We start from the raw sequence: 12199 nt of genomic DNA, 5'->3' as shown, positions 1-12199 counted from the left end.
TAATGCTTCATTTTTATACATAGCAAAAATATAAGAATGAAAAAAGGGCGACAAGATAGAATCGCGGAGACGCTTACTCACAGTCACTACCGTGAAGGATGTGCCGCATCTCTGGATACGCCATAATAACCGGGAGCAGGCACATACATCGGCTGATTGCGCAAACCGATATTCACCAGCTTTCCTTCTCCACGCAAACGTACCAAATGCGTTTTGGCCGTAGTACGTGCCAAACCACACACTTCCTGAAAATCACGGCGGGTCATCATCTGATGTTCGGCAAAATATTCTTTCAACAGCATATCAATCTCCACCTCTGACACCTTCTCCGAATGACGGACATACTTGGACTGATTGGCGCGGACACCCACAAAATGTCCTTTCAGATTACTGTCAGGGCGAAATCGGACAGTTTTGAAAGCCACCTTATTAGTCTTATGCGGAGTGCTACGAGTCACTTTCCCCGTAGCAGCCAAAGTGGGATAAAAATAGCCGATCCCCTCGATATGTACTTCTTTTCCCTCTCGCAACGACTCGCCGAGAATCTTCGATAAGTTATCAAGCACATTCTTTACATCGCCCACAGTCAACGAACTGTAGTCATGAATCTTGTAACAAAGAGTATCCGTATCCACTTTTCCATTCATAAAGATACGCGGATGCAACGCCGCTTCTTCTTCCGAAGAAGCATTAGGATTTTCATACCAATCAAACACAATAGCCATTACTTCTTATCAATTTAAATGTGTAACTTCATCATAGGACAACTTTAATCGGCTATTCGGACGATTGGAATCGGCTGTTCAGTCAACTATTGTCAGCCAACCGGACAACTCCAGTCGGCTTTTCCTAAACAAGCGCTAAAGATACGACAAAGTAACGATATATCAGCATAGAAAAGCTTGTTTTTCGTTTCAGAAGAAAATAAATATTTTCTTAGTTAAATACTTGCAAACCCCATATTTCATGTTATACCTTAGCGGCATCAACCGGTCGAAAAAACAACATTTATTCATTTAAAAAACAAGAAAAATATGAAGACATTAGAATATAACTCGAAACGTTTGGCAAAAAGAATACAAGCATTGATGAAAGAATCGTCAAACGTCATCGTTTCACCGAACACTTCAAAGAACGTACCGAAAATGCAAGAAATAGATGAACAGGAAGCATATAAACAAGAAGTACATAAACACCCCGTCCTTCTAACACGACAAGTGATTGACTTTTTGAAAGTACGATATGACTTCCGCTACAACTTACTCACCGAAGAAACCGAATTTCGCCCCTCCGGGCAACGAGAAATTCCTTTCTGCCGCATAGACAAGCGAGAACTGAATACTTTCTGCCTGGAAGCCCACAAAGAAGGAATCAACTGCTGGGACAAGGACCTTCAAAGATACATTTACTCTACCCTAGTGGAAAGCTACCACCCTTTCCGGCTTTATATGAACGAACTACCTGCCTGGGACGGAACGGATCGGTTGAAGCCCTTGGCGAAGCGAGTATCCGACACTCCTATATGGATAAAAAGCTTTCACACCTGGATGCTCGGACTTGCCGCCCAATGGCTGGGAGTGAATCAAACACAAGCAAACAGCGTAGCCCCGATACTTATCAGCGAAGAACAGGGACGCCATAAATCCACTTTCTGCCGTATGCTGATGCCGCCACAACTAGCCCGTTATTATTCGGATAATCTGAAACTAACCGCACAAGGCAATCCCGAACGTCTCCTAGCCGAGATGGGGTTACTAAACATGGACGAATTTGATAAATTCGGAGCACAAAAGATGCCGTTACTTAAAAATCTGATGCAAATGTCCAGCCTCAACATCTGCAAAGCCTATCAGAAAAATTTCCGGTCGCTGCCTCGTATCGCCTCTTTCATCGGAACAAGTAACCGGACTGACTTACTGTGCGATCCGACAGGCAGCCGCAGATTCATCTGCATTGAAGCGGAGCATGATATTGACTGTACCGGAATTGAACATTCACAAATCTACGCCCAACTGAAAGAGGAATTGCTTGCAGGTGCCCGTCACTGGTTCAACAAGGAGGAAGAACATGCTTTGCAACGTCATAATAGCGCATACTATCATGTCAACCCCATAGAAGACATTGTGTGCAACATATACGCGCCTGCCATGTTGGATGAACCGGATTGTCTGTCACTCTCCGCCGCTATCATTCATCAAGAATTGAAAAAGAGGTTTCCGGCTGTACTTCGTAATTGTACTCCTATCCAATTGGCGCAGATTCTGACTGCAACGGGTATCAGTCGACAGCATACGAGATTGGGCAATGTGTATTTGGTGAAGAAAGTGAAGGGCTGTGAAGAGTGAGAATGATACTACCTGTTCACATAAGATATCTGTGAATAAGATGGTTACGCCTCTGTGACGACTGTGAATGACAGCATATATCATAGCAATCAGAAAGTAGTAAACAATCAAGTCCCGAACATATTTTGATTGGTAATGATTTTATTGCAAATAATGTTATTACTAATCGAAGTATTTCTTATTTTTATATTCCTCTTTAAAGCTTGCGCCTTTTGTGCCCTGTTGCGTTTTATTTTTTATTTTGTAAGTCGGCAAGGTCTGCGTTTCTGAAAAAAAACAATATATTTGCATTCATAAATATCGCAAAAGTAAGTAGTTACGGTGATTTTTATAAATTTTGTTCTCTTTTTTCGCAGGAAAAGTGACAGTATGAACGATAAAATTGACATCATAGTAGCGGGAGTAAACCGGAAGGATAAAAAGATGTGGGGCGATTTCTACGATCGTTTTTATACTGCTTTATGTGTTTATGTTTCCAAGATATTGCCAGTCCCCGATGCGGTGGAAGATTTGGTACAGGAAGTTTTTATTTCTGTATGGGAGGGGAAGCGTACCTTTTCTGATATTAAAGAACTTACCAATTATCTTTATCGTGCCTGCTATAATAATGCCTTATTATATATACGTAATAATCAAATTCATGATACTATTTTAAGTTCTTTGGCGGAAGAAGAAAGTATGGTGGACGAAGATACGATTTATGCACTGACAGTAAAAGAAGAAATTATCCGGCAACTCTATTGCTATATCGAAGAACTTCCTGCCGAACAACGTCGGATTATTTTAATGAGAATTGAGGGACATACATGGGAAGAGATAGCGGAACGTCTGGAGATAAGTATCAATACTGTCAAAACCCAAAAGACTCGCAGCTATAAATTCCTCCGTGAAAGGTTGGGGGATTCCATTCATTCCATAATTCTTTTTTTATTTTTCTAAAAATAAAAAAACATTCTGATACTTCTTCGTCTTTTTATTGATTGATTAAAATTTATTCTATTTGTTAAAATCAAATCTTTTTCTTCTATATAATGACATTATGATATATTTCTACCTCTAAATTCTGATTCATTATTCTTTTATCTCAAAAAAATGTCATCTTTTTGTCACCCGTTTTTATGAGTTGTGTATATCTATAATAAAGATGAATTAAACAATTGTTTAATTAAAAAAACGCAATAAGATGAAGAAGTTCGAAAATGTATATCAAGACGCTGCTTTAATGAGAAAGGTTCTTTTGGGGGAGGCTGATGAAGTGGAACAAAAAGATCTTGAGAAACGGTTGGCAGAATGTCCGGACTTACGAAATGTATACGAGCAGTTACAGAGCGGGGAGACTTTGAAAGTCGCCTTTGGAGAATATCAAAAATATTCGTCAAAGAAAGCTTATCAGTCTTTTCTTCAGAGTATCGGGCAGATGGAATCGAAAGGCCGGAAGAGTCGTTCTCGTCGGGTGGGGTGGTACGCTGCTGCGGCTGTCGTTACTTTAGCCGTTGCTCTTTCTTTCTATATGTCGAATTATATCTCATCGGAAAAAGAAGGGAAAACTTTGATTCAGCCGGGAACGCAGCAGGCACAATTGACTTTGTCCGATGGCAGCGTGATTGATGTGCATAGAAAAGAAGTAAGCGTAGTAGTAGATGGCGTTCAAGTAAAATATAAGAAAGGAGTGCTGTCTTATCAGCCTACCGTCACGACACAACATGAGGAGAAAAACATTGAAGAACAATCTGGCAAATCAAATGAACTGGTAATACCGCGTGGAGGTGAAAATACTGTAATCCTTGCAGATGGAACGACAGTACATTTGAATGCCGGTTCTAAATTGACCTATCCGGTACGTTTTGCCGGTAAACGTCGAATTGTGCGTTTGGAGGGTGAAGCTTATTTTGATGTAGCAGGAGATGAGAATCATCCATTTGTGGTACAAACTCATCTCGGGGAAATAACTGTACTTGGTACTGAATTCAACGTGAATGCTTATGCCGATACCCCTGTTTGTTATACAACCCTAGTACATGGAAAAGTGAAATTCTCTACATTAAATGCGGAAACGGTTACTCTCTCACCGGGTGAACAAGCTGTTGTATTTGCCAATAGTTCAACGAAACGCAAGGTGGATTTGGAAGAATATGTTGGTTGGGTAGATGGTATGTACATCTTTAATGACCGTCCCTTGGGCGATATAATGAAGACATTCGAACGCTGGTACGACATACAGGTTTATTACGAAACCCCTAACCTGCGCGACATTACCTATAGTGGTAACTTGAAACGCTACGGAACAATAAATTCATTCCTGGATGCACTGGAACTGACAGGAGACCTTACTTATAAAATCAGTGGCAGGAATATATTGATATATGACAAAGTGGAAGAACAGGAATGGAAAAGATAGAATATTAGAATAGTTAGAATATTAGGTACACAAAAGTTTAATTATTAATTTATGAGAGAAAAACGATGGCTGCTATGTTTTCTAGTGGCAATGTGCTGTACGTTTAGTGCATGGGCATTACCGTCACAAGACAAGACGGTGACTTTGAAACTGCACAATGTCTCTATAGAGACTGTCCTGGATGCAGTGAAAAAACAGACAGGTGTGAATATGTTATATAATTCACAAATGTTCAAGGGTGTTCCTTCGGTATCACTTGATGTGAAGAACGAGAGATGGGATACAACTCTTAAATTAGTGTTGAATCCTCAAGGGTTTGACTATGTGATGAAAGACGGTATTGTTGTCATTCGAAAACAAAAGCGTGAAAACCGTGTCCGTGGTATGGTGACAGACTCACATGGAGAGCCGATTCCCGGAGCTAGTATTATTGTTAAAGGTACTCGTACAGGTACTTCTACCAATATTGAAGGTGAATTTACTTTGGACGTAAAAAGTGATAAGGTGGTGTTGGAAGTTTCTTTTATAGGTATGAAGAAGCAAACTGTCCAAGTGGATGCTACTCGTCGGAAAACGGTTGAAATTACATTGGTGGATGATGTCAAAACATTGGAAGATGTGGTTGTGACCGGATATAGCAATGTACGTAAATCCAGTTTTACGGGTAGTTCGACTCAGATTTCGGGTGATGACTTGCGTAAGGTGTCACAGACAAATATAATTGGGGCGATCCAGTCATTCGATCCCTCTTTCCGTTTGGTAGATAACGTACAATTTGGTTCTGACCCGAATGCTTTACCAGAAATGTATATTCGTGGACGTTCCGGTTTTGGCGTTAAAGAACTGGATAAAGATCAGCTTTCAAAATCAAATTTGGAGAATAATCCTAATTTACCAACTTTTATCATGGACGGTTTTGAAGTAAGCATTGAGAAGGTATATGACTTGGATCCTACCCGTATTGAGAGTTTGACGGTTTTGAAAGATGCTGCTGCTACTGCTATGTATGGTTCACGTGCTGCTAATGGAGTGGTGGTAATTACTACTGTTGCTCCGAAAGCAGGAGAGGTTCGTGTCTCTTATAACTTTACAGGAACGTTGGAAATGCCCGATTTACGGGATTATAATTTGGCAAATGCATCGGAGAAGCTGGAAATAGAGCGTCTCGCAGGATTATTTGATAAAGGACAAGCTAACATTCCATCGACTGCGGTAGGGATGAACAACTATTATAAGAAATACGCTTTAATTCAAAAAGGAGTAGATACGGATTGGATGTCTATTCCACTTCAAAATTCTTTCAATCATAAGCACAGTATTTACTTAGAGGGAGGAACACCTAATTTGCGTTATGGTGTGGACGGTTCATTTAATATAGCAGATGGTGTGATGAAAGGTACAGAACGTAATCGCTATAGTGCAGGCTTCTCTTTGGATTATCGCATCAAGAATTTGCAAGTAAGAAACTATGTATCTTTCGGGCATACGAAATCGAAAGAATCTCCGTATGGTTCGTTTAGTGATTTTAGCGGACTACAGCCTTATGACTCTCCTTATAAAGATGATGGAACACTCCGGGAGAAACTCACATATTCGAAAATTAGCGGACGTGACAATAATAATCCGCTATATGAAGCAACTTTGGGTAATTATAATTGGAACTCTTATGATGAGGTTATTGATAATTTGAGCTTTAACTGGTACCTGAATGATTACTGGACGGTTAAAGGGCAGTTCAGTGTAACGAAGAAATATTCCAAATCAGAGAAGTTTATTGATCCGCTTTCAAGTAAGACTAGTGTTACAGGTTCAAAAGATAATAATCTTGCCGGTGATTTGTATACGACGAATGGAGAAAGTTTGGATTGGAATTCCAATGCTTTTTTATACTATACACGTAGCTTTAACAAGCAGCACAATTTGAATGTTTCAGCAGGTTGGGAAGCAGCTTCAGGTACCACTGAGAGTACCAATGCTCATTATCGTGGATTTCCGTCGGGTGAGTTTCACTCTCTGAATTATGCGGCGGAAGTATATAAGAAACCTACTCGTACTGAGAATACCACACGAAGGGTTAGCGTATTAGCTTCTGCCAATTATACGTGGAATGATATTTATTTGGTAGACGCTTCTGTACGTTTCGACGGTTCGTCAGAGTTTGGGGCGAATCAGAAGTGGGCTCCTTTCTTCTCTGGAGGTTTGGGTGTTAATATTCATAACTATGATTTCTTCAAAAGTAACGGATATATCAATAAGTTAAAATTACGTGCTTCTTATGGGCGTACCGGTAAAGTTAATTTCCCGGCTTATGCTGCAACGACGATGTATGAAACTTTATTTGATGAATGGTATATAACAGGTTATGGGGCTGTATTGAAAGCTTTAGGTAATAAAGATTTGACTTGGGAAAAGACGGATAAGCTGAGTGTTGGTATCGAAACAAAAACGTTCCATGATCGCCTGACTGTTGATTTCGAGTATTACTATAATAAGACAATTGACTTGGTGAATGATGTCACTCTTTCCCAAACTTCCGGTTTCTCTACTTACAAAGATAATATGGGACAAGTTGCCAACAAAGGCGTAGAATTAAAACTTCGTGCGGATATTTATCGTGACAGAAACTGGAATGTGGCGTTATGGGGAAATATGGCGCACAATAAGAATGAGATTCTGAAGATTTCCGACTCTCAGAAAGCATATAATGAGAGAGTGGCCGCTTATTATAAAAATGAAGCACTTTATCAAGAAACATTAGGGCTGTCTCATGGTGCGGAATATTCGGTACCACTGCCACAGTATGAGGAAGGAGCTTCTCTGACTTCAATTTGGGCTGTACGTTCATTGGGCATTGATCCTACTACGGGTAAAGAGATCTTTTTGAACCGTGATGGCTCTATAGCTGATAAGTGGAATGCTGCGCAGGAGGTTGTAGTTGGAAATACAGAACCTAAATGTAGTGGTGCTTTCGGGTTGAACCTGTCGTATAAGAATTGGACTCTGTTTGCTTCATTTCTTTATGAGTGGGGTGGACAGGAATACAATCAAACATTGGTCAACAATGTGGAAAATGCGGACTTAGTGAACAAGAATGTCGATTTACGCGTATTGACGGACAGATGGAAAAAACCGGGTGACATAGCTCAGTTTAAAGATATTAAAGACCGGGGGATGACTACTTTGCCAACATCACGTTTCGTGCAGGATAAAGCATTGGTTCGATTGAATTCATTGAATGTCAGCTATGATTTTAACCGTGACTGGATAAAAAAACATCTCCGCATGAATCTGCTTCGTCTGGAAGCTTCTACGAGCGACTTGATAAACTGGTCCTCTATTAAACAGGAACGCGGATTGAGCTATCCGAGATCTTGGAAAGTGGAATTCTCATTAAAAGCACAGTTCTAAAAAAAGAAGAAAAAATGAAAAAGATATATACAATAATATTTGTGTCATGTCTAGCAGCTATCTCGTTCAGTTCTTGTAGTGACTGGCTGGACGTGAGACCTGCGGATGAGATAAAGGAAGAATATTTGTTTGAGACAGGAAATGGTTATCGTACAGCTCTGAACGGTATATACCGGAAGTTGGCGACTTTCGATTTGTACGGTAGTAATCTGAGCTGGGGGTTGATAGATGGCTGGGGACAGGTATATGACTTGGACAAAGCCCCCGACAGCGGTGGTGGTAAAGCTATGAAGAAATTATCGAAGTTTTTGTATAAGAACTCTGAACTTACTCCTACAACAGATGCTATGTGGAGCGCAGCGTGGAATATCATAGCCAATTGTAATAACCTTGCACAGCAGGTGGCAGAGGAAGATACAATGCTGTTCTACAAACGTACGCAGGAGAAAAATATGATTTTAGGAGAAGCTATTGCCTTACGGGCGTATATGCATTTTGATTTGTTACGTATATATGCGCCGTCTTTGGCTATGAATCCGGGAGATAGGCTTTTTATTCCTTATGTGGACAAATATCCATCTTATTTATCCGATCGACAAACAGTCGGTTACTGTTTGGAACGCATCATCGCTGATTTAGTAGAAGCGCAAAAGATTTTGAAGGATGTGGATAAGTCATCAGAGTTTACTTCGGGTAATCGTTTTACTAAGTCTCCTTCCGGAGAAGAACGTTTTGTGTGGTACAGAGGATTCCATCTTAATTATCATGCCGTAACTGCGGAGTTGGCTCGTGTTTACTTATATGCAGGACAATCGGAAAAGGCCTATGAAACAGCGAAGTTACTAATAGATATTAATGCTGATAAAGGTTATTATAAGGCAGTAACAAGTAGTTATAGTGGACCTATGAATATAGAGAATGGGAATATAAAGATGTATGAAGACATTATATTTGCATTATATTCTACAGATCAGACTGATTGGGATTTGGAGATTAATCATGCAAGTGATAATGCTACCAAACCGGATGATGAAAAGTATCTGGCTTTGAGTGATGCTGTGATAACGAAATTCTTCGGTACCGAAAGCGATAAAGACTGGCGTCTTAAGTATCAGTTAGGACCGAATACTTCTTCTTTTTATCGTTCATTGAAGTATAAAAAACAAGATGAAGGTTCTGGTTTTGGTAAAGTGAATAGTACAATGGTGCCTATGATTCGTATGTCTGAAGTATATTATATAGCTGCAGAGGCTATTTATGATACAGATAAGGAATTGGCCAAGACATATCTTAAAACTGTGAAACAAGGGAGAGGTATTAGTTCTCCTGACCTTAGCAAATCGGGTACGAAGCAAGACTTTATTAATCTGATTGTTGATGACGCCCGTCGCGAGTTTATTGGCGAAGGACAGACTTTCTTTTTATACAAGCGTTTGAAACGGAACTTGGAAGGGTCGGATGAAAAGCAGTCCGTAGAATATCCGGCGATTGAAGATAATTTGGTGATGCCATTGCCTGATTCGGAAAGCAATATTTAAATTTTGAAAGATTGAAGATATATGAAAAGAATAAGTTTTTATATAGTCATTGTATTGTTGGGAGTCTCCTTCTTTACTTCTTGTGAGGAGCAAGGATTACTGACCCATACAAATGATGTGTCATATATTGCATTTGAGAAAAATATGACAACAGATACAACAGGTGTATCTTTTAAGTTTTACAATGAAGGTGAAAATGCTAAGATATTATTAGGAGTTACCATTTCTGGAAAAGTACAGGATAAGGATTTGGAGTTTACGGTCAGTGTAGATCCGGAACGAACGACTTTGCCTGCTACCCAATATGAATTGCCAGAGAAGTGCGTAATTAAAGCAGGAGAACTAACCGGAGAAATATTGGTGGTTCTGAAGTATTACGAAAAATTGGATACGAAAGCTGAACTGCTGACGTTGCAAGTGAATGACGGTGGTGAGGTTCGTCAAGGTCCGAGTGTCTATTCACGTGCTATTATTTCCGTATCTAATTTGTTGTTTGCACCTGAGTGGTGGACTAGAAACGACGGTGATGTGAATAATCCCTACAACATTGTTGAAGAATGGTATTTGGGGAGGTATTCGGAAAAGAAATATTTAATGTTTTTGGAAGAATTGAAAAAAGACGGGGTGGTATTTGACGGAAAAGATATGTTTATATTGCGTAAATATGCACTGCGTCTGAAAAATAGAATTAAAGATTATAATACTCAACATCCGGATGAACCCATGAGTGATGAGTATGGTAAAATGGAAATTCCTGTTGCCGGATAATTAAAAAACGGAGGAAGTATGAAAAAGATAACAGTTTATATTTTATTACTACTTTTATTGAGTAGCATTTGCAGTTGCCTGGATGATAAAAACAATTATGATTATACACCGATTAATGAACTGAAAGGCACTATTAGTAATATTGAAAAAAACTATAGTGTTGGGATAGATGAAGACTTAGTTATAACACCTACGTTTGAGTTTACAATTGATAAAACAGATCCGGATGTGAGTTACGAATGGAGACTAGACGGAGAATTGTTGAATGTAAAAGCACCTTCGTATACTTTCAATTCTCATAAGATCGGATTGTTTGAACTCACATTTTCCGTCATCGACAATAAAACAGGGGTTAAGTACTCTGCTTCAACAGACATTTTGGTTCGTTCTCCTTATCAGAGAGGATGGGTGGTTTTGTCTGACGTAGATGGAAAGTCAACACTTTCATTTATCAAGATTAAGACCTTGTATGGTGTGTCAGAAACTGTGAATATCTGGGGTGAGAAAGTGGTACGTGATTCTATCGCATATCATTCTGTCGAAAAGTATTTAGTCAAAGATTTAGGAACCAACCCCAAAGGTGTTTTTGAGCATTTGGGTTATCCTAGTACTTTCGGACAGGTAGAGACTGTATATGATGAACTGGTAGTGATGCAAGATCGTTGGGTGGAGCTGAACGGTAATACTTTGGAGCGTGAAGTATATACAGAGGATGAGTTCTATGGGGATTTGCCGGTGGGAGGCTTCAAACCTGTAGAAGCTGCCATGTCTTACTCTGCAAAATTTATTCGTGATGAAAATGGATATATTTATATGCACACGAAGCCGGTTGCAAATGATTTTCATGCTGGAGCCTATATGTCTATTCCACTGTGGAATTATACTAAATTCAGTGCTTTATATCCTGTACAGAAGTTTAAGGACAGAAATATGGATGCGGTTCTGGCTCTCCGTGAAGAGGATAACTCATTGGTAATTATTCGAAATGGAGGTGGGGTGAAGAATAGTTCCAATGATCCGACATTTTATGATAATACGGTGAAGGATACCGGAGAAATAGTTGAATTTGAAGGAGAGGATGCTAAGAACTTTCAGAATATGCGTGATGAAAGTATTGTAACAATGAAAACTGCGTCAGTTAATGTGAATGGCGACATGATGCAAGCATGGGTTGCCTTGATGAAGGGTAACGATATGTCTTATCAATTGCGCTATTTCAGAATGAAGAATAAAAAATGGGATATATATGATTATTATGAAAATGACTTGACGTCATTGAAAAATAAAGAGTATACAGATATGGCTGTATTTGAACAAAAGCAGTATGTTGTTATTGCAATGGGGAATGAATTGTGGTATTGCCAATATGTGAAAGGTATGGCATCTGCTCCAAAATTGATTCATACATTTGACAAGAAGGTGATTGCTCTTTCATCTAATGATATATATTTGTATCCAAAATATGGAGTTTACAACGGTCAGTTAGGGGTTGCCTTGGAAGACGGAAGTTTCTTTATATATGGGGTGGAAGAGAAGGACAAGCAAGAATCAGGATTGGTTAATGATGTAAAAATAAAACAATTATACCCGAATGAGGAAAGTGAGAAGGAGGGAGATAATAATTTTGGAAAAATAGTGGATGTACTATATAAAATAGGAAATGCTAACCAGATTGTTCAGTATGACCTTTAAAATAACTTGATCTATATAGATTATGCGGGGAATCGCATTGAGTCTTGAAT

The 12199-nt window shown here is 39.3% G+C and carries 8 protein-coding genes; 7 read left to right on the top strand and 1 reads right to left on the bottom strand.

The annotated features are described in order from the left end of the window. Positions 1–86: 86 nt before the first annotated feature. Positions 87–725 carry an HU family DNA-binding protein gene (locus AB5217_RS19910; RefSeq protein WP_004298017.1) on the bottom strand — a complete coding sequence of 213 codons (639 nt, stop codon included), beginning with the start codon at positions 723–725 and terminating at the stop codon, positions 87–89. A gap of 309 nt (positions 726–1034) precedes the next feature. On the opposite strand from AB5217_RS19910, the gene AB5217_RS19905 reads away from it, so the two are divergent. The 7 genes from AB5217_RS19905 to AB5217_RS19875 all read left to right on the top strand — a co-directional run bounded on the left by AB5217_RS19905 (position 1035) and on the right by AB5217_RS19875 (position 12149). Beyond that, the gene (locus tag AB5217_RS19905; protein WP_004298019.1) at positions 1035–2345 is read left to right on the top strand and encodes a VapE domain-containing protein; all 1311 of its coding nucleotides are present in this window, start codon (positions 1035–1037) and stop codon (positions 2343–2345) included. Positions 2346–2714: 369 nt separating this feature from the next. Further along, on the top strand, positions 2715–3284 hold the full coding sequence (locus tag AB5217_RS19900) for an RNA polymerase sigma-70 factor (RefSeq protein WP_004298021.1): 570 nt from the start codon (positions 2715–2717) through the stop codon (positions 3282–3284). A gap of 244 nt (positions 3285–3528) precedes the next feature. Beyond that, positions 3529–4743 (top strand): FecR family protein, encoded by a 1215-nt coding sequence (locus tag AB5217_RS19895; protein ID WP_004298022.1) that lies wholly within the window; start codon positions 3529–3531, stop codon positions 4741–4743. A 51-nt stretch (positions 4744–4794) separates the two neighbouring features. Then, positions 4795–8151 (top strand): SusC/RagA family TonB-linked outer membrane protein, encoded by a 3357-nt coding sequence (locus tag AB5217_RS19890; RefSeq protein ID WP_004298023.1) that lies wholly within the window; start codon positions 4795–4797, stop codon positions 8149–8151. A 14-nt stretch (positions 8152–8165) separates the two neighbouring features. After that, the gene (locus tag AB5217_RS19885) at positions 8166–9689 is read left to right on the top strand and encodes a RagB/SusD family nutrient uptake outer membrane protein (RefSeq protein WP_004302963.1); all 1524 of its coding nucleotides are present in this window, start codon (positions 8166–8168) and stop codon (positions 9687–9689) included. A 21-nt stretch (positions 9690–9710) separates the two neighbouring features. After that, entirely contained in the window at positions 9711–10457 is a 747-nt protein-coding gene (locus AB5217_RS19880) for a DUF4843 domain-containing protein (RefSeq protein WP_004298027.1), read from the top strand. Positions 10458–10475: 18 nt separating this feature from the next. After that, positions 10476–12149, top strand: a complete 1674-nt coding sequence (locus AB5217_RS19875) for a PKD-like family lipoprotein (RefSeq protein ID WP_032847001.1) — start codon at positions 10476–10478, stop codon at positions 12147–12149. Positions 12150–12199: the final 50 nt, after the last annotated feature.

The sequence above is a fragment of the Bacteroides sp. MSSM.1001136sp1_RTP21357st2_D2_RTP21359_211015 genome, assembly GCF_040913205.1.
Taxonomy (GTDB): domain Bacteria; phylum Bacteroidota; class Bacteroidia; order Bacteroidales; family Bacteroidaceae; genus Bacteroides; species Bacteroides ovatus.
The sequence above is the reverse complement of the archived record's forward strand: the minus strand, read 5'-3'. Positions and strand labels throughout refer to the sequence as shown.

Coding starts and splice junctions, on each gene's coding strand:
- AB5217_RS19910 (WP_004298017.1), bottom strand. CDS start 725: ATGGCTATTGTGTTTGATTGGTATGAAAATCCTAATGCTTCTTCGGAA.
- AB5217_RS19905 (WP_004298019.1), top strand. CDS start 1,035: ATGAAGACATTAGAATATAACTCGAAACGTTTGGCAAAAAGAATACAA.
- AB5217_RS19900 (WP_004298021.1), top strand. CDS start 2,715: ATGAACGATAAAATTGACATCATAGTAGCGGGAGTAAACCGGAAGGAT.
- AB5217_RS19895 (WP_004298022.1), top strand. CDS start 3,529: ATGAAGAAGTTCGAAAATGTATATCAAGACGCTGCTTTAATGAGAAAG.
- AB5217_RS19890 (WP_004298023.1), top strand. CDS start 4,795: ATGAGAGAAAAACGATGGCTGCTATGTTTTCTAGTGGCAATGTGCTGT.
- AB5217_RS19885 (WP_004302963.1), top strand. CDS start 8,166: ATGAAAAAGATATATACAATAATATTTGTGTCATGTCTAGCAGCTATC.
- AB5217_RS19880 (WP_004298027.1), top strand. CDS start 9,711: ATGAAAAGAATAAGTTTTTATATAGTCATTGTATTGTTGGGAGTCTCC.
- AB5217_RS19875 (WP_032847001.1), top strand. CDS start 10,476: ATGAAAAAGATAACAGTTTATATTTTATTACTACTTTTATTGAGTAGC.